General features: G+C 41.3%; 18 protein-coding genes and 1 tRNA gene. 5 read left to right on the top strand and 14 right to left on the bottom strand.

Going from position 1 to position 25,344, the window contains the following annotated elements; translation table 11 throughout:
- The first annotated feature begins 222 nt into the window (after window positions 1-222).
- From HMPREF9010_RS17290 to HMPREF9010_RS26480, 3 genes are all read left to right on the top strand, one after another.
- Window positions 223-296 (top strand) — tRNA-Arg (locus tag HMPREF9010_RS17290).
- 151 nt (window positions 297-447) lie between these two features.
- Window positions 448-990, top strand: coding sequence for an Arm DNA-binding domain-containing protein (locus HMPREF9010_RS26475; RefSeq protein WP_232284322.1), 543 nt, complete (start codon window positions 448-450; stop codon window positions 988-990).
- The gene (locus HMPREF9010_RS26480) at window positions 953-1,297 is read left to right on the top strand and encodes a hypothetical protein (RefSeq protein WP_232284323.1); all 345 of its coding nucleotides are present in this window, start codon (window positions 953-955) and stop codon (window positions 1,295-1,297) included. Before HMPREF9010_RS26475 ends, HMPREF9010_RS26480 begins: the two co-directional genes overlap by 38 nt.
- A gap of 199 nt (window positions 1,298-1,496) precedes the next feature.
- Here HMPREF9010_RS26480 and HMPREF9010_RS17280 read toward each other — a convergent pair whose 3' ends face one another.
- Window positions 1,497-2,390, bottom strand: a complete 894-nt coding sequence (locus HMPREF9010_RS17280; RefSeq protein ID WP_008647985.1) for a flagellar motor protein MotB — start codon at window positions 2,388-2,390, stop codon at window positions 1,497-1,499.
- 241 nt (window positions 2,391-2,631) lie between these two features.
- Between HMPREF9010_RS17280 and HMPREF9010_RS25300 the strand changes: the two genes are divergently transcribed.
- Window positions 2,632-3,030, top strand: a complete 399-nt coding sequence (locus HMPREF9010_RS25300) for a DUF2809 domain-containing protein (protein ID WP_004295836.1) — start codon at window positions 2,632-2,634, stop codon at window positions 3,028-3,030.
- A gap of 64 nt (window positions 3,031-3,094) precedes the next feature.
- On the opposite strand, the gene HMPREF9010_RS17275 is transcribed toward HMPREF9010_RS25300, so the two are convergent.
- The 9 genes from HMPREF9010_RS17275 to HMPREF9010_RS17235 form a co-directional block, all read right to left on the bottom strand.
- Complete coding sequence (locus HMPREF9010_RS17275) at window positions 3,095-5,092, bottom strand: glycoside hydrolase family 2 protein (protein WP_008647987.1); 1,998 nt, start codon at window positions 5,090-5,092, stop codon at window positions 3,095-3,097.
- Between the two features lie 52 nt (window positions 5,093-5,144).
- The gene (locus tag HMPREF9010_RS17270; RefSeq protein WP_008647989.1) at window positions 5,145-6,491 is read right to left on the bottom strand and encodes a sulfatase; all 1,347 of its coding nucleotides are present in this window, start codon (window positions 6,489-6,491) and stop codon (window positions 5,145-5,147) included.
- Between the two features lie 165 nt (window positions 6,492-6,656).
- Entirely contained in the window at window positions 6,657-8,471 is a 1,815-nt protein-coding gene (locus HMPREF9010_RS17265; protein WP_004308905.1) for a RagB/SusD family nutrient uptake outer membrane protein, read from the bottom strand.
- A 28-nt stretch (window positions 8,472-8,499) separates the two neighbouring features.
- Window positions 8,500-11,889: a TonB-dependent receptor gene (locus tag HMPREF9010_RS17260; RefSeq protein WP_032852499.1), complete on the bottom strand. Its 3,390-nt coding sequence runs from the start codon at window positions 11,887-11,889 to the stop codon at window positions 8,500-8,502.
- Between the two features lie 127 nt (window positions 11,890-12,016).
- Window positions 12,017-13,045 carry a FecR domain-containing protein gene (locus HMPREF9010_RS17255; RefSeq protein WP_008647991.1) on the bottom strand — a complete coding sequence of 343 codons (1,029 nt, stop codon included), beginning with the start codon at window positions 13,043-13,045 and terminating at the stop codon, window positions 12,017-12,019.
- 74 nt (window positions 13,046-13,119) lie between these two features.
- Window positions 13,120-13,707, bottom strand: a complete 588-nt coding sequence (locus HMPREF9010_RS17250) for an RNA polymerase sigma-70 factor (RefSeq protein ID WP_004308903.1) — start codon at window positions 13,705-13,707, stop codon at window positions 13,120-13,122.
- 99 nt (window positions 13,708-13,806) lie between these two features.
- Entirely contained in the window at window positions 13,807-15,261 is a 1,455-nt protein-coding gene (locus HMPREF9010_RS17245; protein ID WP_083792318.1) for an AbgT family transporter, read from the bottom strand.
- A gap of 40 nt (window positions 15,262-15,301) precedes the next feature.
- On the bottom strand, window positions 15,302-16,030 hold the full coding sequence (locus HMPREF9010_RS17240; RefSeq protein ID WP_004295828.1) for a DUF5932 domain-containing protein: 729 nt from the start codon (window positions 16,028-16,030) through the stop codon (window positions 15,302-15,304).
- A gap of 34 nt (window positions 16,031-16,064) precedes the next feature.
- A complete protein-coding gene (locus HMPREF9010_RS17235) occupies window positions 16,065-20,384 on the bottom strand; it encodes a DUF5113 domain-containing protein (protein ID WP_083792319.1) in 4,320 nt (1,439 codons plus the stop codon).
- A gap of 153 nt (window positions 20,385-20,537) precedes the next feature.
- Between HMPREF9010_RS17235 and HMPREF9010_RS17230 the strand changes: the two genes are divergently transcribed.
- Window positions 20,538-21,476 carry a ribose-phosphate pyrophosphokinase gene (locus HMPREF9010_RS17230; RefSeq protein WP_032847337.1) on the top strand — a complete coding sequence of 313 codons (939 nt, stop codon included), beginning with the start codon at window positions 20,538-20,540 and terminating at the stop codon, window positions 21,474-21,476.
- Between the two features lie 182 nt (window positions 21,477-21,658).
- Here the strand turns inward: HMPREF9010_RS17230 and HMPREF9010_RS17225 are convergent, their stop codons facing one another.
- The 4 genes from HMPREF9010_RS17225 to HMPREF9010_RS17210 all read right to left on the bottom strand — a co-directional run bounded on the left by HMPREF9010_RS17225 (window position 21,659) and on the right by HMPREF9010_RS17210 (window position 25,341).
- Window positions 21,659-22,828: a phosphatidylinositol-4-phosphate 5-kinase gene (locus HMPREF9010_RS17225; protein ID WP_004325840.1), complete on the bottom strand. Its 1,170-nt coding sequence runs from the start codon at window positions 22,826-22,828 to the stop codon at window positions 21,659-21,661.
- An 85-nt stretch (window positions 22,829-22,913) separates the two neighbouring features.
- Window positions 22,914-24,197 (bottom strand): M16 family metallopeptidase, encoded by a 1,284-nt coding sequence (locus HMPREF9010_RS17220; protein WP_004308899.1) that lies wholly within the window; start codon window positions 24,195-24,197, stop codon window positions 22,914-22,916.
- A gap of 4 nt (window positions 24,198-24,201) precedes the next feature.
- Complete coding sequence (kdsB, locus tag HMPREF9010_RS17215; protein WP_004303421.1) at window positions 24,202-24,954, bottom strand: 3-deoxy-manno-octulosonate cytidylyltransferase; 753 nt, start codon at window positions 24,952-24,954, stop codon at window positions 24,202-24,204.
- Window positions 24,955-25,341, bottom strand: a complete 387-nt coding sequence (locus tag HMPREF9010_RS17210; protein WP_004295821.1) for a 2-amino-4-hydroxy-6-hydroxymethyldihydropteridine diphosphokinase — start codon at window positions 25,339-25,341, stop codon at window positions 24,955-24,957. It abuts the gene before it with no gap.
- Window positions 25,342-25,344 lie beyond the last annotated feature (3 nt).

The raw sequence follows: 25,344 nt of genomic DNA on the forward strand, positions 1-25,344 counted from the left end.
TATTTTATTTTTTTTGACCTTTTTGAAACCTATATAACGTTCGTTATTCTTCGTAAAAATGACGTTTTCCTATTCATTCCTCCCCAATCATATAAGTAAACAAAATATTTCTCTTTTATAAATTACTGATTCATAGCCATAAAGAAAAATATGAATAAAAAAGTGCCGGAAAGTTTTTGAGTTTTCATAAAAAGCACTACCTTTGCATCCGCAAATAAGGCTGGTTCCGTAGCTCAGCTGGATAGAGCAACGCCCTTCTAAGGCGTGGGTCCTGCGTTCGAATCGCAGCGGAATCACTTAGCAGAAAGGCTGATTATCAAATGGTTAATCAGCCTTTTTACTTTTCTAATTAGCTGCTATTGATTAAAAAAAACGAGAAAACTCTCACTTTTGAGCAATTTACCTTGTCGAAATCTTGTCCGAGTGTTTTCTCTAAATTTTGAAACTATGGCAACAATCAGATTAGCTCTAATCCCAGCAAAGGTGTTAAGTGATGGATCTCACAAAATTTGTATAGCCATCCATCACAAAGAAGAAACAAAGTACATTGTCACTCGATTCAAAGTCGACAGTCTTTCACAATTCAAAAACGGGCAAGTAGTCAAACGTCCAGACGCAGCACTAATCAATACCAAACTACGTAATATACTCAATGAATACCAAGAGAAACTTGACAGCGTCAAATGCATTCAGGGTTCCTTTGGGGTCAGCCCGAAAAAACTTCTATTTTTAATTATGACTGCACTGATAGTAGTTGGATGTAGTAAAAGTGATGAAGAAAAAAGTGACATTCAGGAAATTTGGCTAAATGGATACAAAGCTCTTACTCCAGAGTCTGATTACGAAAATATTTCCACCACATTTTTATTATTTAAGGCTGACAACAATGAGGAATTTGATGTGAAAAAGCAAACTTTTTCAGGGAATATACTTGATTATCAAAAAATACAAGATGAAACTTGGAATTTGCTGTCAAAATCAAAAAATTAAAAAGAAAGATGGTAGCATAGTTGATGCTACTTATTCTATATTTGCCTCGTCAATAAAGGAAACATATACTTCCGCTAAAGTAAAGATTGGTAAATATTTTATGGTAGCAATATATAGCGACTCTAAAACAGGATATCATTGGCTATATTCAAATAAATATGCTTGTCAATATGTTGACATACCATATCGATATAATCCATGGGACTATTCTGTGGTTTTCCCATGTGATTTGCATAATTATGGAAAGATAGAATGGGTTTCATGGAATCAAACTCCTTATCCATATGAGTTTGAATTTTCAAAATAGGTCCATCTGCCGAAAACATTTAAAATCAGCAATACTCATTTCAAATCGGACTCTCTATAAAATAGAGCAATTTCTCAAGCTCTGAAAATAAAATATAGATACCTCTAACACTTTACTGTATCTGTTTCAAATTGCTAATAATAAAGCGATGAATTCAAATTCATCGCTTTATTATTAGCCCTAGATGGAAATATTTCCTTTACTCTTTTGTATTCTCATCCCCCACTATACCTGATGAAGAATTATCAGGAGCCTGATCTATCAAATCCATAAACTGATCCAGTTTAGGAGTTATAATAATCTCGGTCCGGCGGTTACGAGCTTTTCCTTCTGCCGTATCATTACCGGCTACCGGATTAAATTCACCTCGACCGGCAGCAGTCAGGCGTTTGGGATTTATACCATAAACATTCTGTAATGCCTGAACAACAGATGAAGCACGCAACGCACTCAAATCCCAATTATTACGTATATTCGTACGAGATATCGGATCGGTATCTGTATTTCCTTCTACCAGAACATCATAATCTTTGTAGTCCTGAATGATTTTGGCTATTTTACTAAGCACAGCCTCTGCTTTATTGCTAATTTCATAACTTCCTGATTTATAAAGCATGTTATCTGCTAAGGAAATATATACAACACCTTTCAATACCTTAATATCCAAGTCACGCATCTCTTCACGGGTAAGCGAACGGGTAAGTTTATTGACCATTACGAGATTCAAAGAGTCTGATCTATTCTTTTCTTTAACCAAATGCTGGATGAAACGGTTTGAAGCATTGATCTCATCTATTAACTTACCCATATTCATATTCCCTTGAGAGCTCTGTGTAAGACTCTTATTCAAGATGCTTTGCATATCGGACAAGCTCTTGCGTAACTCACTATTATTCCGCTGCGCTTCGGCAAGTCTCTCCTCAAGACTTGTTGAACGTGCCTGATTTTCTCTTAGCTGCAATTGACTTTCCTGATATTCTGTTTGCAACTTTGTATAATCAGTTTTTAAACCTTTAAATTGCTTCTGACTTACACAACTCACCAATACTATACATCCTGTCAGTACTAACAACGGTCGAAAAAGATTCTTCATAACTCTATTATTTTAATTACTAACTTTTTAAGTGACCAACTGCAGCCGTTTCCACAACAATTGCGTAAATCGGTTGGTTATGAACACATTTATCGAGATAAAGCTCGAACGACCTTATAACATTTCAAAAGAACGAAAGGTTTAGTATGTAAATAAAATCTGTTTTTATCAGAGTTTGATCCATCCTGCCAAGTTATCCAACTTAATTTTATAAATTTGCACCATACTAAAACATTACTGCGTGAAAAACAAACGTTGGATTTATTTAGCAATTACTTCCGCAATTATAGTGTTAGGATTGGCTTCCCGAAAACATGGTGATATATTGCCCGAATTTATCGCAGAGTATTCAGGCGATACGCTTTGGGCAGCCATGGTGTATTGTGGAATACGCTTTCTTTTCCCGTCATTATCTATACTCAAGACCATTGTTATTTCCTTATTATTTTCTTATTGTATAGAAATTAGCCAACTATACCAAGCAGACTGGGCAAATACTGTACGAAACACCACACTTGGAGCATTAATCTTTGGACATGGTTTTCTATGGTCAGATATGATCTGTTATACTGTTGGAGTATCATTATCCGCTGTTATAGATTCAGGAAGGATTATTATCTCCCAAAAGAGAAACCCCTAGAAAAAAAGCACTGCAAACCTACTTTGTTTACAGTGCTCTTTCCGATTATCATTTAAACTACCTATCACAATCTACAATGAAAACTATCGCTCAAAGGTAACTTCTTATTAGTGGAAACAACCTTTATTTCATTTTCACCAGGTTCTAGTTCCACATTTTTCCATTCCAGAATAGCATACGAATCCGGTGTTGTTTTACCATAACTCTTACCGTTTACAAACAATTCGGCTCCTGCCTGATTCGTGAAAGCAATAATTGTTTGCAAACGTTGTGTACGTACTGTGTTACGTTTGCCTGTTAAATAAAGCATTGGTTCTTCCCTATTCCAGTTGGCTTTATAGAAGTAGAAAGCATCTTTACGAACTTTCCGGTCGAAGGTGACCAAACCTTTATCATTAATTCCGGGACGGTCTCCTTCAGTGCGATGTGCAGCGCCAAAATCAAACATATTCCAGACAAAGCTCCCCCATACATAAGGACGGGAAGAGATTGTTTTCCAGTTTTCAATGTGATAATACGTCTGCCAGTTTTCAGGATGCCACCAACTGGTTGGTACAGTTTTAACCAACGAATCTTGTTGATGGTAAATACTTGCGCCGGCACCATATTCACTGATAGCAATACATATTTCCGGATGATCCTTATGCATTCGATCCAACCATTTCCCCAAATCAGCGGGAGTGCCACCATACCATCCATCATAACGGTTCCAAGCAATAGCATCCGTTATGAAATTCAAATCTCCCATTTGATTACTTGCGGAGGTCGTAGGCCGGGTAGTATCTTCCTGATGTGCCAGCACATTTAATTCTTTGATGTACTCAACCGGATTATCTCCCAACTCCGTCAACTCATTAAACAGCCCCCATACACAAATAGAAGGATGATTATAATGTTGACGAATCAGTTCTTTGAGCTGCTCTTTTCCGTTGGCACGGAAAGCAGGTAAATCCACAAAACCTTTATCATTATATCCACCAGGACCCACAAAAGGTATTTCAGCCCATACAATAATACCATTTTTATCCATCAGATCATAAAAATAAGTAGCCTGCGGATAATGCGCCAAACGAACAGCATTCACTCCCATCTCCAACATCAATGCCACATCTTCCTCATGGTGTTGCGGGCGCAGCGCATTGCCCACCTCACTCCTATCCTGATGACGGCAAACGCCTTGAAGAGGCAAATGTTTTCCATTCAGGAAAAAACCTTTATCAGGGTCGATCCGGTAAAAACGAAGTCCTAACGGTTGTGTAACACGATCTACCATCTGACCATTCCGGAAAAGAGTCACTTCCGCCTGATAAAGGAAAGGATCCTGACGACCATTCCACAAATGAGGCTGATCGATTTCAAATGTAAGTTCCTGCTGCATTACTTCGTTTCCAGAAAGATTCACATTCTTTGTTCCTTCTTTCACCACCCTTTGACCATCTAACAGGCGTACGTTAAGCTCCACTTCCTGATTACCACTACTCCCGTTTGATAAATCAACAATAGCCCGCACCTTAGCATACCGATGGCTCACACTATCCTGTATCAGACGTACTCCGGGGGAAGCATAATCCAAAGGAGAAATACACGTCTCATCAGTAATCAACAAATGTACATCACGATAAATACCTCCGTAAAAATTAAAGTCACCGACCAGAGGCATAATATCCAACTGTTCACCATTATTCACCCGTACTAATATAGAGTTTTCTTTTCCATATTCCACCTTTCCTGTGATCTCAAAGATAAAAGCTCCATATCCCCCACGATGCTCACCTATATGACGACGATTTATAAACACATCTGCAATGTTATTCACTCCTTCGAAACGAATAAAAAGACGTTTTCCTTTCCATTCGGGACGAATAAATAAATTCTTCTCATAATTACCAATTCCCCGTTTATAGTCTATCTTACCGGACAAAGCATCCTGCGCATTCCAAGTATGAGGCAAATCAACTCTTACCTCTGTTCCCTTCTGTACCTGATGCGAAAACCGGAAATTCCAATCATTATTTAGCAAGATATCCTGTCGCTGGGCAAACATCGACATTCCGTAAAGCATGAATAAAACAACCGATACCAAACGGCTGGACTGTAATAAAACTGTTTTCATATTATTTCTTTAATGATGACTTCTTTATTCTGATAAAAGAAGATAATGATTCAACCTTATTCTTATATTTTTTTTCATCGACCCGATTCTTGTTTTCCTTCCCGTCAATCCGATGGTCAAACAACATACTGGCTTTCTTCACGTCGCCTTTCATCCATTCCGCATAACTATAACGCCGGTCAACGGCATTATCTCCTCCTTCCCACTGAATATAGACTTCACCTTTCGTCTTAGCTTTCAGATTCTTGAAAACCCCGGCAAAGCTTTGCCCGCTTAGCTGTTCAGCGGGAACAGGCAGTTTACAAAGTTCACATAAAGTCGGGTACAAATCAACAAATTCCACCATCGATTTTGTTTTTCCTTTTTTCATTCCCGGCACACGGACAATCAACGGTACATGAGTAGAAGTATTCATCAGATTATGTTTACCTATAAAATCATGTTCTCCCAGATTCCAGCCATGATCTCCCAACAAAACCACAATTGTATTATCCGATAATCCCAGTTCATCCAATGCATCCAATACCTTGCCAATCTGTGCATCCACATAACTCATACAAGCATAATATCCATGTTTTACCTCCCGCTGGAAGTCAATATCACTCGTATCCGCAACCCGTGCATACGCATATATCTCGCTCGAATTACGAACCTGCTCCGGCAATCCTTCAGGTCGGAAACGATTGGTAGCCAAAGGTATTTCCTCCCGTTTATATAAATCCCAATATTTCTTTGGGGCATTGAACGGCAAATGAGGTTTCCAGAAACCACAAGCCAAGAAGAAAGGTTTGCCAGCCTCCTTCATCCTTTTCAAGTCACGAATAGCTCGGTTTGCAAGTTTCCCATCATCATAGGCAGTATCAGGAACATCAGCAGATTCACAAAAAGGTCCCCTCATCGTTTTCGGATTAATCGTTTTTCCCGATTCCGAATTCATCCAAAGTTCCCATTTATTATATTCCGCCCAATATACATCATATCCATCCGGATGATTCCGGTAAGGAGGCTCACTCCACGAATCCGCATGATCGCTGATATGATGAAACACCTTGCCGTCCGAAATAGTATGATAACCATTCCGGGTGAACCATCCCGAAATAGGTATTGCTTCGGGACAATCTTTGCTGGCATAGGCGGAAAAACTAATAAAGCGATCGGGGTAATGAGGATATACACCCGTCAATAAACTAGCCCGGGATGCCCCACTCACAGGAATATTACAATACGCATTCTGAAACAAGACGCCACTTGCCGCCAAACGGTCCATATTAGGAGTTTTCACTACATCTACCCCGTAACACCCCAGTTCGGGGCGCATATCATCAGCCATTATAAAAAGCACATTCATTTGGGATGCATCCTGTTGTGCACGTAGTATAGATGAGATGCAGCAAGCTGTTCCACAAAAAACGCATATTTTATTGATATTCTATTTTTCATTTTCTACCTTAAATTTTCAAGACCTGCAATATACTAAAATATTACAGGTCTTGTGCATCATTTCAATTTAAAATTACTTTGTCCATACCGGATTTTGTTCCAAATTCGTATTTAACGCCAATTGCTTCAAAGGCAACGGATACAGATAATAATGTTCCTGCCATCCAAGCGGGGTATCAAAGAAATAAACATATCCTTCATCAGCACCTGCACCACCCGTTACTTTCAAATTCTTGGCCGAAGCCCCTGTCACATAGGCACCCAGCGGTTGTTTGTTAACATAGTCTCCTTTCTTCCACCTGCGCAAATCATCCAAACGGAAACCTTCGCCCATCAATTCAACTCGTCTCTCTCTACGCACTTCCCACAAAAGAGCAGGAACGGAAGGATCACGCTTCGGATCAAAAGCATCATTAATATCATTCACCACCATTTTCGCCACATTAGCTCTTGCCCGAAGTTTGTTAATAGACTTATCCGCAGCAGCCTGGTCGAACTTGTTCAATTCGCACATCGCTTCGGCATAGTTTACCATCACCTCACCTATACGGAACAGCGGGGCATCTGTTGTATTCACCCCATTCGCGTTGGTAGCTACAGTATGTGTATTATAATATTTCCATACCCAGAAGCCCATTTGGGAAGCGTTCCAGCCCTGTCCCCAGTTCATATTCTTAAAGTGAGGTTGTCCTTGCACGGTGAATCCTTTAAAGTTGGAAGACGGCAAACGATGATAAGTTTCACCGGAAATCGTAGCCATTAAATCTATAAATTCCCTGTCCTGTGCATTATCCGTATATTTCCAATCAGCCGTACTGGGTCCGTTTTCTTTCTTCACCATATATGGAGGGCAGATCGTCAAATACAACCGGTAATCACGATCACGGAATTGTCCATACATATTCTTATCACCCCCATAACGGCTAGTCGTCGTGCTAACCGGTCGTCCATCCGTACAAAGATAACTGTCTACCGCGTCTTTCGTTGCCTCAATATAAGATTCACCTGTACGCACCATACGGGTCAAACCATGCATTAACTGTCCGGTTTCATAAGCCTTATACAAAAGAATACCTGTCACCCCATCCAGTGTTTCCGAATTAAACAACTCATCATATTTAGGATGCACATTCGGATATTGCTTAATCACCTCTTCAGAAGCACGGGCACATTCTTCCAGATAAGTATCCGCTCCCGACAAACCATGATATTTTCTCCAAGTTCCTTCAAATAAAGCAAAACGGGAAATAAGAGCTTTCACCACATACATATTAATTGTATTTTTCCCATCCGCTTCGATATTACTGCCAATATGTGTTTCCGCATATTTCAAATTAGACAGAATATTGGAAGCCACCAAGTCACGACTATCACGTTTTCCATAAAGCTCGGGACTTTCCTCAGTCAAAGCATGCTCTACCCAAGGAATATCACCAAATTTAGAAAGCATCTGAAAGTATTTATAAGAACGGAAGAAATATCCCACACTTCTCCAATGCTCCCTCTCGGTTTCACTCATTTCCGAATGATCAATATTATCGAGCATCAGGTTAACACGACGGATATAATCATAATCCCAATCTTTAGACTCATCCGTAGCCTTTGCTTTGCGATATGCCCACTGACCTTCATATCCATCCAATCCTTTTATCATGTTATCCGATTCAAAATCACCACGGAAAATTTCATCCGTTTGCCCTGTATCATACGTATATCCGAAGAACACGTTATACAATCCCCATGTATACGTTTTAAAGTTGTCATAGGTAGTAAAGACCGATGCTTCTGTTTGCTGTCCTTTGGGATAAACCTCCAGAAATTCGTCATTTAGACAAGACGACATCAACAAACAAAGACTAACGCTTACACATAGTATATATTTATTCATAATAATTACTCTTTAAGTTGTGAAACAATCAGAATGAAAGGTTTATACCGAACGAATACTGTCTCATATACGGATAGGTAAAACCACGTTGTCCTAAATCATCCGTGACAGAACGTTCCGGATCAAGTCCCTTCGGCAAGTGGTCGAACGTATAAAGATTCTCACCACTGAAGAACACAGCCAGATTATTAACTCCAATCTTACTCATCCACTTAGACGGGAAATTATAAGAAAGCGTTATATTACGAATACTTAAGTACGATCCATCCTGTAGATAACGAGTCTGTACACGTGTATTGGCATCTGTATTTCCGGCCGCTTTCTCATAAATACGGGGGAAATAACTATTCGTATTTTCCGGAGTCCAATAATTCAACTGTGAATCATAAACGGTAGTCCAAGCATCATAATGCGGATAAAACAGATCGTTCATCACCCACAAATCTCGTTTACCAACTCCTTGCAGCAAGAATGACAGAGAAAAACCGTTCCAACTTGCACTACCATGAATACCATACTGATAACGCCGGGTATTATTACCAATGATTTTACGGTCTCCCGGATCTTTCGTTGTACTGGTACCACTGTTGATAATATCATTACCATCCAAGTCCTTATATAATATATCTCCCGGATTCGGATTATAACCTTCCACTTTAGCAATACCCGGTTTCAGTTTGCCATCTGCATCGAAATCATCCACTGTGTACAAACGATCGGTCACATACCCCCAAATTTCACCCAGTTCCATTCCTACGCGATATGTTTCATTATCGTTCTTGTCCTTGCCAAACAGTCCTGTTTCGTTGTTGTATTTAGTAATCTTTGTTTTCGCATCGTAAAGATTAAAGCCTATGCTATATTTCACTTTTCCGATCTGATCGTTCCAGTCAACCGAGATTTCCCAACCTTTAGAACGAAGGTCAGCCGTGTTCTGTAAAGGGGCACTTGCACCTAATACACCCGGAAGTTCAGAGCCCGGAGCAAGCATACCCTTAGTATCTCTACGATACCAGTCGAACACCATATTCAATCTGTTATCCAATAGCCCAAGATCGAATCCGACATCAATTGTCGTTACTTTTTCCCAAGTAAAGCTATTGCTAACCAAAGCAGCTGGTTTCAAAGTAGTAACTTTAATACCGGAAACAGTCCAATAAGCCTGTTCCGCATCCATACCGGGAATATATGCGTAAGGAGTGATGCTCTGATTTCCAATATTGCCCCAAGAACCACGCAATTTCAAGTTCGAAAGAACAGAGTTCAAAGGTTTCATAAACGCTTCCTCGCTGATACGCCATCCGGCGGAAACCGAAGGGAAGAAACCGAAACGGCTATTCTTCGGGAATTTGGAAGAACCGTCATAACGTCCGTTCGTTTCAAGCAAATACTTGCCGGCAAACGAATAGTTAATGCGATAGAATAACCCTCTTACCGTATAACGTTCAAATTTGTCTTTAGCAAAATAATCACCTGTCGACTGCGAAATAGACGGCAGATCTTCATTAATCATATTCATACGCGACATCTCAGCATAACGATAATCACTACTCTCCTGATTGAAACCTCCCATCACCGTTACATCATGTTTGCCCCATGAGTTGTTATAGTTAGCATAGAAGTTCAATGCATTATAATCCGTAATACCATTGGAATATTCATACTTGGAATTGGCAGTGGAAACCTCTTTCACAAAGTTACCTCCATGTGCATAATAGAACTTCTTCTCAAATTTCGTTTTCTCGTTACTTAGATGATTGAATGTATACTCACCAATCAACTTCACATTCTTCAAAGGACTGATCGTAACCTTTCCGAAAATACGAAGATTATTCTTTTGAATAGTTGTCGGATATGCCAGATCAATCAAGTTACGAGGAGTATTGATCGGTAATTCTTCGCCGTCAATATTCATTGTTCCAGTAGGAAAATAAGAAGGAAATGCGACTGCTGCTCCCCATATACCATATCCTCCGGAAGTTTCCGGCAGAGAGGAGTTAGAGTTCGTATATTTAATATCCAATTCCGGAGTAATCCATGAAAACACATCTGAACGGAGATAAGAAGACACATTGTAACGCTTGTACGTATCTTTATCCGAAGCCAGTACCCCATTTTCATTCACCATACCGAAGGAGAAACGATAAGAAATATCTTTCGTACCGCCACCTACCGAAATATTATGAGTTTGCTGGAAACCAGTCTCCATCATATCATCGAAAAGATCAGTTTCTGCCAAGCTATAACGCAGCCCGTCCACCATTGCATAACCATCCGGATATGCAGACGGATTAGCATTATATTCCTTCAAAAGTCCCAACCAGGTATCTACGTTCTGACCACTTTGATAATTGATTGTCCCCATGTCCTTATAAGCCTGTACCGTTTGGAGCGGAGTAGCCTTATGAGGCATATTGGCAGGTCTGCTAAAAGAGAAGTTATTTGAATAATTAATAGAGAGTTTAGTTGCATCCGAGCCTTTCTTTGTAGTAATCAAAATCACACCGAAAGCTGCCCGTGCTCCGTAAATAGCAGAAGATGCCGCATCCTTCAAAACAGTCACCGATTCAATATCGTTCGGATCGAGCATATTAATATCCATCTCCACGTTATCTACCAGCACCAGCGGTTTCCCATTCTTATCCAAACTGTTGACACCACGAATGTTGAAACTCATTTCTTCACCGGGTCTTCCTGAATTACCTGTAATCTGCAAGCCGGGCATTGCCCCTTTCAAAGCGTCACTCACAGACACCACCGGACGGTCACCTAAAACATCATCCATCTTCACACTGCTCACCGCACCTGTCAGGTTCGCTTTCTTTTGTACGCCGTAACCAACAACTACTACTTCGTCTATTAACCGAGTATCTTCTTTCAAAGTTACATTGAGAGGACGTTGATCTTTCACCACCACTTCCTGTGTGGCATAGCCAATATACGATATGGATAAACGGGCATTCGGAGTAACCATCAAAGAAAAATTGCCATCCATATCCGTAATGGTACCTTCCGTAGAATCGACCACTTTCACATTTGCCCCAATCACCCCTTCACCTGTAGGATCAGTGATTCTACCTTTTAAGACAAACGCTTTTTCCTGTTCTTTCTGCGGTGTCACTGCATGGAACATAATCACCCGGGTTCCGTTCACTTCATAACTGACGTCCGTACCGGCCAGCAATTGTCCCATCACATCATTAATAGTACCGTTATTTATATTCACAGAGACTTTCCTATTCAAATCAATGTCATTATTACGAATCAGGAAAGAGTAATTGCCTTGCTTCTTTATTACTTCAATGGCTTCTTTCAAAGTAATATTATCTACTTTCACACTGAATCGCTTACTTTGTTCCTGTGCCGATAGCTGGAAACCACCAGTCAAAACGTTTCCTACAGACAAAAGTAGAAGCATTAATAATATTCTTTTTACTATTAATCTCATATTTTTCACTATTAAAGGTTAACATAATATCTTTCTATACAACGCTGAACCGCCGATATATCTATCGACTAAGTTCCCAATCATACTTTACTTTTTCTTATTTTACCTCCTTTTTCTTGTCAGTTATAAAGATAGTGTCTCCACTAACTTTCCATGTATATTGCTTCTCAACGTTGATTTCTCCCAATATATCATTGATACTTTGATTACTATTGAAACATCCGGAAAAGCGTTCCGCTTTCAGACGTTCACTCTCTAAACTGATCTTCACCTGGAATTTGCGCTCCAGACGGTGTGCGATGTCGGCAAACGGAGCATCTTCAAATGTCAGGCCACCATCCAACCAGTCACAGGCAGAACTAGCATTTGATTTCATTTTCTCCATGCGGCCCGTATTCTTATCGTAAAAAGCCTGTTCGCTAGGGAATAGTTTCATTACCGAACCGGACAAAGTGGCTAAATTGACACGACCTTCCAACAAAGATACCATTACATAATTATCGTCATCATAAGCGCGTACATTAAAAACAGTCCCTACCACCTTTACCTGTACACCATTCGTATTTACAAAGAAAGGAATCTTCTCATTTTTCGCCACCTTGAAATATCCTTCGCCATCAAGCGTAACATTACGTTCACGAATACCGAACCCACGGCAATAACGTAACACAGAACCCGCATTCAATGAAACCTCTGTTCCATCCGGAAGCACAATATTCGTCCGCGAACCAGCTGGCACTTTAATTTCATAAGGAGAATCCGCATTCGTATATACTTCCGTAAGATTTTCAGTATAAGTGTACCAGAAGTAATTACAGCCCAACAACAAAATAATTGCAGCAGCTACCTTCAGCCACACAGGAACTATCTTCCGCGAACGGACAGGTTTCATCTCAGCAGCGGCTATTTTTTCTTTTATCTGTGATAAATTAGCATCCTCTACTTTGGCAAATGCAGGCACAGAAGAAACAGCCCATACTGCGGACATCTCCCGGAAAATTTTAGCTGCATCTTCATTGGAAGCCAGATAAGCGAACAGAGCTTCTTTCTCCTCTTCGGTGCAGTTACCGGACAGATAGTTGCTTATCTGGATTTCCAATTCTTCTATATGATAAGAGTCATTCATAAACGTACTTTTTCTATGGGTGTATATAACTAGATACGCAATAAAAAAAGAAACGTTTAAAAGAAAAGCGATTTTTAGAGAAACATCAAAATAGCTATCATATAAGGAGTACCCAGTGATTCGCGTAGCTTAGTCAATGCTATTTTCATCTGTACTCTTACAGTGGTCACATTAATATTCTGCTCCTCGGCAATTTCACTGTATGTCTTACCCTCATACAAACTTGCTTTAAATATGGCACGGCATTTGGCTGGCAATTCCTCCACCTTCTTCATGATGATGGTATTCATTTCGCTATGCTCCAATGCCTGCAAAGGATTATCGGAAGAAAGAATATGATTTTCGAGAAAAGCCCAGATTTCTTCCATCTGTTCCGTCATCTGTTTTTCGTTGAAGTAGGAAGAACGCAGATAGCTAATACTTGCGTTTTGAATAGCACGCCGCAAGTACGGAAGAGCCGGGTGAGTGATATGGTGGCGATTCTGCCAAAAAGCGACAAAGACATCATTCACAATCTCCCCTGCCACCCTCTTGTCATGCACATAATAAACAGCTATCGCACACAAATAAAGGTAGTAGGTATGATAGATTTTATCAAATGCTTTTGTATTACCGTGATTTAACTGTTCAATTAGATTTTCAGAGATTTCTGGTAGATTCATTCGTTGTCTTTCTTTAAGGAACGGTGCAAATATAGCGATTAATTCAGAAAAACAAAATTCCAATCAGATAAACCGGAGCCCGGCAATCATTCCTTAACCCTACAATCCCATCGGTATTTTCAACAAATACCAAACGATAAACAGCAATGTCCAGACAACCAGGATGCCTAATGAATATCTCCAAGTATATTTCAGCAATGAACCATACGTAATCTGCTTATCATATTGCCGCATATAGGTAAGCACCAGAGGCATATAGAATAAGAAAGGAGTAATGGCATTCGTCGAACTATCTCCGATACGGAAAGCACATTGTGCTATATCCGGAGCAATTCCCATCTGTGCAAACATCGGGATAAAGATAAAAGACATAAAAGCCCATTTGGAGGTAGCAGATACCATAATCAGATTTATCAATGCCGTAAACAGAATAAACAGAACAAGAGCAGACAAAGGAGCCGGTTCAAACGAAGAAAGCAAGTCAGCCCCCATAATCGCCAGACATTTATCCAGATGGGAATATTCAAAACAGGCAAACATCTGCGCAGCGAAGAAAGCGATAACGAAATACACTCCAAGAAGTTTCATTGGCTGCGTAAGTCCTTCAATCACGTCATTGTCAGTGCGACACCGTCCGGAACTGAATCCATAAGCCATTCCCGTAATACCTGCTCCCAAAGAAAGCAAAAACAAAATACCGGCAATAAAAGGCGAATGCATCAAACCACCATTCACACCCCGCAAAATTCCATAAGAAGAAAAAGTAAGCCACAAGATAAGAGCCACATAGATAGCTGCCACAACAATGGAAATCATAATGGCACGCCGCTCTTTACGAGACAGAGGATGGTAAGCCACCACCTTCATACTGCCTTCATACTTACCTAACGTAGGAAGAAGCCATTTTTGAGTAATCCAATACACAATAGCCGTAATGACCACCGTTGAAGCACTCATAAAAAAGTAATTGCAAAGAGGTTCTGTATTCCCCTGATAACCCGTTTGTGCCAGTGCAGCCTCTTGCGTGGTATGCGCCAACAACGGGTCCATCGTACTCAATACAATATTAGCACTATACCCGCACGCAACGGAAACATAAGCCGTAACAATCCCTGCAATCGGATGAAGCCCCACCCATTGAAACAGCATAGCAGCAATAGGCAATAAAATGATATATCCACCATCACCAATGGCATTCGACAACAAGCCAAGCACAATCACCCACAAGATGATCTTCCTCTTTTCCTGCCGGTTTCCCACCCCCATGCGGATACAAGCATCAATAAAACCGGAATGTTGTGCCACTCCCAATCCGAACATAGCAATAATCACCATGCCCAATGGAGCAAAACCTGTAAAGTTCTTAATAGCATTCCGCAACCACCAGCGGATTCCTTCCGGACTCAACAGGCTTTGTACACGGATATCCTCACCTGTCTGCGGCAATGTCACTTTCAATCCATAGATATCGCATATCCATGAAAGAAAGACCACTGCCATTGTCAGCAGAAGGAACATCGTAGCGGGATGGGGCATGCGCCATTTATTCTTCATCATTTTCCGACTAAGCAAGAAGCTACCGTTAATACTTAATTTACTCTTCGTCAGGCTCCAGATTATCCAGATCAATAATACGCAATTCCAATGCACGTACTGCCAACCGGGTAGCATTCACTCCCACCCGTTCTCCATTCGGAAAAAGACGTCCAATAAGATCATTCTGCCGTTTCTCCAATGATTTCACACCAAAAGGCATTCCTTTCAGATTGGCAATCATCTCTTTCGTATAACCCAAAGCCAGATGACGGAGAAAACGTTCATCGTATTCATCAATATCATAGCTGATGACAGCCTCCTGACGCTTAGCATCATTGGCTACAGATTTCTTGAAACGATCTACAATCTTTTCCAGAATCGGATAGTTAAATACCAATTTCTTTCCATCCATCACAGCCTGTACATCTGTTTTCGTCAGTAGCTCACCCGTTTTGAGGATGATTCCATCGGCACCGGCATTCAATACGTCCACCCACAACTTTTCGTTCAGAATCTCACCCGTGAAGATCAATACCCGAACTCCTTTGTAACGTTTGAATATATTCTTGCAAATATCAACACCAATGGTCGTAGAACCTCCTAGTCCTAAGTCCAACAATACCAGATCGGGAAGCTGGGCCTCCATCAACGGCCAAAACTCACTTTCCGTCATTGCCGTGCCGATCACTTCTGCATTCGGTATTTCATGACGGAATATTTCTTCTGTCCCTTTCAACTCCAGTTTTACATCCTCTACAATAATAACTTTAAACTTCTGTTCTTCCATGTTCCTTATCTAATAACTTTTATGTGTTTTCCTTTTATCGGCGCGGAATAGTGAAATAAACCGTAAACCCGCCGCCTTCAGCCGGCTCGGCATTGATACGACATCCCCTACGTCCCGCAAATTCGTCGTGGTCGCGGATAATTTGCTTGCATACCAGATATTCCGTTCCCCTCAACTCCCCTTTTTCACCGGAAGTCATACGTGCCAGATTCGGATAAAATAGTTGATTCAACTCTTCCACACTCTTCTCACGTCTCGTATCCGTAAAGAGGAAACGAATATATTCATTATCCTTGCGCGCTTGCAGACGTATCACTCCATCTTCACGTACAGTCAATGCTTCATCAATCAAATTCTCCAATAGAAAACGCAACTGATTCACGTCTCCTATCACCTTCGCCTCCATCGGCTCTATTTCCAATTCTATCCTCTCCGGTCGATTCTTCATCAACTTCTTGAAATATTTTCCGGCAGCATCCAAAAGTTCCTGTACCGGAATCACCGTACGCCGGAAAGTGACCTCCTCCAATTGACGGGAAGCACACGAACTCAAAATCGTAAAGATTCCCTTATAGTATTCAATCAATTCCGTCATAGTCTCCACCGCTTCACGCTCCTCCGTTTCCGAAAGATTCTGCGCATTCAACCGCCCTACAATCTGCTTGATTTTATTCGGATAATAAATCGTCTCATGTTTAATAGTCGACAGACAGTTGTCAAGCACCATATTCTGAACATGCAACATGCTGTCTTCCCAGGAAGCCCGACGTGTTTCTTCGTGTGCCGACTCGATATCCCGATATTTTGTAGCCAGCTTCACCACTGCGTTAAACACGACAATAGCCACATAACGAGCTACCAGTTCAAAAAGCAGTCGATCCGTCTCCTGTTCCGTTCCTTCTCTGCGCTCCAGATAAAGCACACCGACACATTGATGCTCGCCCCCTGCTTCCACCATCAGCGGAATTGCCTGAAGATGCTGCTCAGAAAGATATTCTCCGGCACTAAAACACTGCTCTACCATCTCCGGCATTTCCTGTCCGGGACGAGAAGCATATTCCAGCCGATGTGTCGTTTCATTATAAACGGCAATTCCCATCCGGTCAATCGTCAGTAATTCATTTACCGAACCGAATGCTTCATCCACAATCCGCTGCGGAATTTCTTTAAGCGTACTCTCTTCTCGTTGAAGTGCCTCTGCATTTTCCTGTTCCTGCGGTCTCACCAAAGATGCAGCAAACACCTTCTGGTTAATCTCAAGTACCTGTTCGAGATTCAAACGATTCTGCAAACGTTTTCTCATGTACAGAAAATAATATCCAACCAACGAAACAATCAATAAAACAAAGCATAAAATAATTCCTACCGTCTTATTGGTATTCGAACGCTCCAACTGCCGGCAATATGCTTCGAGGGTTTGATCCTCTCCCTGTAACTTATACAAATCTGTAAATACCGAATTATTATAACTATAAGCATCCAACTGTTTCAAAGCCAGAAAAGCAACTGCCGCCTCATTCCTGATATCCAGAATTACATGATAATCCGAATCAAACAGTTCGTTCCACCAACTGATTTCAGCAGGCGTTCCCTCACCTACCAGCTTCATATACCGATGTGGGCGATCCGGACGCGCATATTTTTCATAATGCTCATTCAGAAAAAGCATCGCAGAATCTATATATTGCAAAGCCAACTCATAATTTTCATCCACATTAGCAAAATAGGCAGCATTCGCATAATCCGACGCTACATCCAGCAAATCCTCATACGCAGAATCCATAACTACTACAATCGAATCGCCATCCTGCAACATGGGAGGAATCGGATCATGCAGACAAGAAACCATCCCCAACGGAAGCAACAAGCAAAGCAACAATACCCCCATTGCTTTACGCACTCCCGAAGGCAAACGAAAATAAAAACGGCTTCCCTTCCCCAGTTCACTCTCCACATCAAAAACGCATCCCCGGAATAAATCATTCGTTTTCTTATACTTCTCAATGATTCCCTTACAATTCATCAATCCGAAACCACTACCTTTGTTTTCTTTCAACACTTCCGGATCGGCCGCATTCTTCATTCCGATCACACGGGAATCATACACCTTCTCACCAATGATATGCGCCACATCTTCTTCGGAAATACCTCTTCCGTTATCCTCCACAGAGATCTCGACATAGGCATCCTCCGTAGTACGGGCATACACTTTAATTGTTCCTTCTTCCGGAGTATATTTACGGGCATTTTCCGCCAGCGTATTAATCATAAACAAAGTTAGTGCCCGGTCGGCCTTCACCATAACCGTAGTCGGTTCAATTTCCAACTTCTGATTTTTCATTTCAAAAGCACGTCTTCCCTTGCCTAGCAGCTCAAACAGTTCATTGAGACTGAAAGTTTCAATATTCAGGCTAAGCGTTCCTTGCTTCATCTTAATCCAAAGAGCCAGAATATCGTTGTACTCATTAATCGTAGTTACCAGCTCATCAATGTATTGATACTTCTCTTTCTTAATCTTCGCATTATCAATATACCCCCGCTCCGTCAACTTATGCACTTCGTTCAAGATACGGTCAATATAAGGATTAATACCATTGACAATGCCCAGACAAGCCTTCTTTATAAGATTCTGACGTTTATTTCCCGCAATATGTTGTTCGTAAACATACCGTTGCTTTTCCAACTGCATCCGCTCGTCACTCAACGCTTCCACCATCTGCTCATTGTCCGCAGCCCAAACAATATACGGTTCAAGCACATGCACCAATGCTTTTTCATCACGGTTCAACCGATGCAGAGGAACCAGTGCCGCTTTTCCTTCCTCCGGAATTTCCAGTTGAAGACGTCCTTTCCCAAATAATTGATCGATACCTTGTTGAATTAATGGAACATTCATCGGAATGGACGAAGTTATATCCCGGCAAAGAGTCAGAATCCGTTGCAGACGCTCCACGTCTACCTGATTCCTTATTTTAGACCGTTTATTGAAAAACCACCAAAGAATAACCACCAATACAAGTCCGACAATAACCAAAGAAAGTACAAGCGTCATTTGTCGTGAATCGGCTTCCAATGAAAGATAGCGGCTCTCCAACTCCTTATCCTGACGGGTATAATTTAAAATATCCAAATATATATTCCGGTTGTAATCAGAAGCATACTTCATCCCGAGCCCCGCATACGACACACTCAATTGCTCCCGAATCCTTGAGATCCATTCAGGTACCGTTCTCACATCTTCCTGCATGATCCATGGAACCCCGGTATAAGTCGTATCTCCTTCTACAAAAACATGTAGTTTATCCAATGTATCCGCCGCATGGTGATAATAGAGCATGTGATGTTGATTCACACAATCCAACGCTTTTGCAAGCGTATCCAATGCCTCCGTATAACGTCCGTGCTCATTCATATATTTACCGATAGACACATACGCACCGGCAATCTGATACAAATCATTGTACTCACGAAATTTTTCAAGCGCACGCTGTGCCATTCGCAAAGGCAAAAGCGAATCTACGGGAAACCCAAACTGATCCAGCGCATATCCCCTTCTCGTCCGAAAAAGTTCGAAATTATTAGGTGAAACCATCAGATTAGCCAATCCTTGCAGACCATTTCCTTCGAAATAAGGATGATTAGTCTGAACAGCTGTCCGCCAGGTAATATAAAGTTGGTCGAACTCACGCATTTTCCGGTCTTCCGGCTTGGTTGCTTCCACCAACGAGGCCGAACCTTTAATATAATGATAATAAAGCAACTGATTAGTATCTGTCAAAGCTTCATCTTCCGGAATCCGGTTAAGAGATGTGATGGCCTCCTGCCGTTGCTGCAGATAGTAATAATAAATAGAAGAAACGATGAAAAATTCGGTGAATGCATAATCCAGCCGTAGTGCCTCGTGACGGTCGGCAAACAAATCACTCTCTTCACGAATACGTTTCATGCGCTTGAGCGCACTATTACGATAATCATAAAATTCTTTGTTCATAGCCGTCCGCTGACAGATTTTCATCAGTCCGATGTCGGCAATCAACAGTTCGAGTTCATTTTTAGTCAGTTTATATACTTCCTTATGCAACGCTTCCGCCCGGTCAAAGTCCATAGCCATAAAAGCACAGAACCCCAGGTTGTTGGATGCTTCCGCTTTCCCCGACTTGTAGAAATTCACCTGCCGATAGGCTTCATTGGCATATTTATAAGAAGAATTCAGGCTTCGATAACGATAAGCATACGCTTTCCCGTTTAATGAATCAATCAGGCGCACCTCTTTGGTCGGCACCATATCAGTGCACGAAAAAAAAGAGGCAAACAACACTATACCTATTATATATAAAGGAAAGCGTGAACTCATTTTTGACTATTAACTGTTTTCAGAAAGCAAATCTACAAATATTTCCGATAAGTTGGAGAGAAAAATATTTTTTATACAATAAGTCCTTCTAAATAATAAGAGAAATTCCTACCTTTGCAGGCAAATTAACAAATAGGTAACATCTATTACAAAATGAGCGAAAAAGCACCCTTTATGGTATTCTCGGGAACGAACTCGAGATATCTGGCAGAAAAAATCTGCGCAAGCCTGGATTGTCCTCTGGGAAATATGAACATTACCCATTTTGCCGATGGCGAATTTGCAGTTTCATATGAGGAGTCAATTCGTGGCGCACACGTATTCCTGGTTCAATCCACTTTCCCTAATTCAGATAACCTGATGGAACTTCTCTTGATGATCGATGCTGCAAAACGTGCGTCTGCAAAGAGTATTGTAGCTGTAGTCCCCTATTTCGGATGGGCACGTCAGGATAGAAAAGACAAACCCCGTGTATCTATCGGCGCTAAGTTGGTAGCCGACCTGCTGTCTGTTGCAGGTATCGACCGTCTGATTACGATGGACTTGCATGCAGACCAGATTCAGGGATTCTTCAATATCCCGGTAGATCACCTGTACGCATCAGCAGTATTCCTTCCTTATATCCAGTCATTGCAACTGGAAAATCTGGTTATTGCTACACCGGATGTAGGAGGTTCAAAACGTGCCAGTACTTTCTCCAAATACCTCGGTGTACCATTGGTACTCTGCAACAAATCACGCGAAAAAGCCAATGAAGTAGCATCTATGCAAATCATCGGTGACGTAGAAGGTAAAAACGTCGTACTGATCGACGATATAGTTGACACAGCAGGAACAATCACCAAAGCAGCCAACATTATGCTGGATGCCGGTGCCAAATCAGTACGTGCCATCGCCAGCCACTGCGTAATGTCTGATCCGGCTTCTTTCCGTGTACAAGAGTCCGGTCTGACAGAAATGGTATTTACCGACAGCATCCCTTACGCAAAGAAATGCCCGAAAGTAAAACAGTTGAGTATTGCCGATATGTTTGCTGAAACAATCAAACGAGTGATGAATAACGAATCTATCAGTTCACAATACATCATTTAACAGATGACAAGTGATAAATGATAGTTGAAGTTACTTTCAACAGGAAATTATAAAATGGATAATGACCGCTTTGGGTTATTATCCATTTTTCTTTGTCCATACCAATTATCATTATTCCATCACCTGGTACATATATGCAAAAAAATAGGCCACGCAATGCGCAGCCCACTACCATTTATCATCTATTGAAGTCTTCCGAATTTATAGGTTCCTTTTTTAATCACCTTCCCATCTTTATCTGTTTCCACAAAAGGACCATTTTTCTTTCCTTGTTTGAAAAAGCCCTCGAAGCGATTACCATCTTTATCGATTTGTACGCCCTGTCCGTCTTCCAATCCGTCAACAAAGCCACCTTTATATTGCATCCCAGCAACGGTTTTCAGAGTACCCTGTCCATTGGGACGGTTGTCTTTCCAATCACCGTCATAAACATCGCCATTGCTCCATTTATAGACTCCTCTGCCATCACGTTTATTGTTTTTCCAGCTTCCTTCGTACACAGCACCATTCGCCCAGGTAAAAGTACCCTTTCCGTCTTGCATGCCATTTTTGAAATTACCTACATACTTGTCGCCGTTAGCATGATAATAAACTCCTTCACCGGTGCGTTCACCTAAGAGATAAGAACCTTCATAACGATCGCCCGTGTGAAAGTAGTAAGTACCTCTTCCGTGTTGAATATCATCCGCCCAGTCACCATCGTATTTATCTCCATTGGTATATTCAAATACCCCTTTTCCGTGACGGACATCATCTTTCCAGTCTCCTTCATACTTACAGCCGTCGTCCCAGTTCATGATGCCTTTGCCGTTCTTCTTATCATTTTTCCAGTGACCGGTATATTTGGCACCATTCGCCCAAGTGTATGTACCTTCGCCTTCACGCTTATCATTCACCCATTTACCTACATACAAATCACCGTTATGATAATACATTGTTCCTTCACCATGCTGATAATCCTGATACCACATACCGTCGTAACGGTTGTTATTCATAAAATAATAGATACCTTTTCCATGCTGCTGATCCTGGAACCACTGTCCTTCGTACTTTTCTCCGTCAGGAAACATATAAATTCCATATCCTTCACGTTTCCCCTTCACATATTCACCTTCAAAGACATCACCGTTTTTAAAGACTGTTTTTCCTTTTCCATTCGGTTTTCGTCCTTTCATTTCTCCTGTATAGACACTGCCATCCTTAAAAGTATAGTTGCCAATCTTTATTTCAGTGGAGAATGTATCTTTAATTTTTCCGAAAAATCCGCCTTTTTTTCCTTCATTTTCTTGTGCCATCACTCCCTCTTGTGCAAGAAGAGCCAATAAAAGTGTAGTATATAGATATTTCCTCATTGGTTTTAGTCGTTACTCATTTTAGAATTACAATTTGGACAAAGATACAATTTCTATCCCAAACAGCCCACTTTCGGAAAGCAATTTATGACAACTTTTTACCTGCAATGACCTCTTTTAATGTCTCTTTGCACAAATAGCGCTGTGCCAAATCTTGTATTTCCATCGGAGTAACCTCATTCACAGCCAGCAGAGAACGTGAAAAGTAGTCATCATCCAGACCGGAAGTAGCTATGAAGATCCACGCATCCGAAAGTGAGAAAGGCGACTCATAACTACGGCACATTTCTCCCAACATATAGTTGCGCACGATAGTCAGTTCTTCCGCCGACACAGGTTCCTGATGCAGGCGGTCTATTTCATGATACACTTCCTGTATCAACGGTTCCACATATTCATTATCCGTTTCTGTCGAGATAGCCAATAGTCCGCTATCCGGATAAAACATGATTCCTGCCGAAATACCATAAGTATATCCCTTCTCTTCACGAATATTAGACATCAGCCGACTGCCGAAATAACCTCCGAATAAAGTCATCAATACCCGAAGTTTCAAATAATCAGGATGATTACGAGTAATGGTCGTATATCCCATCTTCACAGCACTCTGCATGGCGTCTTCACGCTCTGTAAAAATTCTCTTTCCGGGAACAGCAGTAAAAGGAAAACTTAATCTCGACACCTGCTGCTGATGCTGGCCGAAAGAAGTGCCGAATGTATCTGTCACCCGGCTGATAATATCCTCCGTCACCTTACCGGACAAAAAGATAGAGCAATTACCCGAATGATAATACCGTTCATAAAATTCACGGAGCACTTCCGGAGTGATGGCATGATAATCTTCCTCCACCACTATTTTACCACATGGATGCTGTTCACCGTAAAGCGACTGCAACAGACTGCGGTGTGCCAGGAAATCAACTTTGGAAGTATTGACCAGATATTGTTGGATATTGGTATCAAGGATAGTATGCAATTCCTTCTCCGGGAAAAGCGGTTCTTTAATCATAGATTCCACCACCTCCAATGTTTTCGCCAAATACTTATTCAGTGAATAAACAGTGATATATGCATATTCCGACGAACTGGACAATTCGAGCCATGAGCCGTAGTAATCCAGTTTTTCGGCAATGGTGGCAGCCGTATATTTTTTTGTACCTTCACGCAGCATCCGGTTCGTAAACAGAGCTTGCAGTTTCTGCGACTGTTGCCAGCGTCCCCCGGCAAAAAGCACATCTATGCGTACCACTTCCTGTTCACCCGCATTAATAACAGTCAACGGAATACCGTTTGGCAACGTCATTCGAACGGGAGGAAGTATACGAAAATTTTTCAGGGTTTGTATTTCAGGTTGTATCGTACGATCCATAAGATTAGATTCTATTCTTCAAAAATTCTTCTGCCCGTTCCAAGTCTTGTGGAGTATCGATTCCAATAGTTTCCACCTCACTGATACCGACCTTTATTTTGTATCCGTTCTCCAGCCAGCGAAGCTGCTCCAAAGATTCGGCCAACTCCAAAGAAGACTGTGGAAGCATAGTAATCTCTTTCAGCACCTCTGTACGATAAGCATACAATCCGATGTGCTTGTAGTAGGTATGTCCCTTCAACCAGTCCTGTTTCTCGGCATTCCGCTGATAAGGAATGATAGAACGGCTAAAATAAAGTGCATTCCAGTTCTTGTTGACTACCACTTTCGGTGAATTCACGTTTTCCAGTACGGCAAACGGTTCATCAGCAGTAAAAGGCTTCACCAACGTAGCAATCTGCGTGGTTGCATCATCGAAACAAGCCTTTACCGCATCCAGTTGTGAAGGCTGAATAAAAGGTTCATCTCCTTGTATATTCACTACGACGTCAAAATCACCTCCAATCTTGGTACAGGCTTCATAACAACGATCCGTACCACTTTTGTGGTGAACGGAAGTCATCACAACCTTTCCCCCGAACGCCTTAACAGCAGCTTCAATGCGTTCATCATCCGTAGCTACATAAGCGTCATCCAAAACGCCTGCCACTTGTTCGTATACGCGTTGTATGACTGTTTTTCCGCCCAACATAGCCAACGGTTTCGCAGGAAAACGAGTGGATGCATAACGGGCAGGTATAATTCCAAGAAATTTCATCTACTTAATAAATAATGAAGAATGGAAAGCAGATAATGACTGTTGTATATATCCCCTTTGCCAATCCTCCGGTTTTAATATTTTGTTATCATATAAAAGCATGTCAATATCCAGACAAACCTTCTCCTCTTTCTTATCCTCCGGACGACGTCCGGACCTCCGTTCTATATCTTTCAGCGTTTTCCTCACCACCTCTTCATCCTTATCGGAAAAGAACAGAACCACTTGGTTGGAAAACAAGGCCGGATTCTTAAAAAACAAAGGTTTAGTTTCCAGTTCGGGAGCAAAACATATAGAAGAGAACGATTCTGTCAGCTTCTGCCTGGCAAAAGTCAAGTTCTCTTTCCTGTTGTAATTACTCCCTATGCAAACAATATACTTGTGCACTTC

The organism is Bacteroides sp. 3_1_23 (assembly GCF_000162555.1).
Lineage (GTDB): Bacteria > Bacteroidota > Bacteroidia > Bacteroidales > Bacteroidaceae > Bacteroides > Bacteroides ovatus.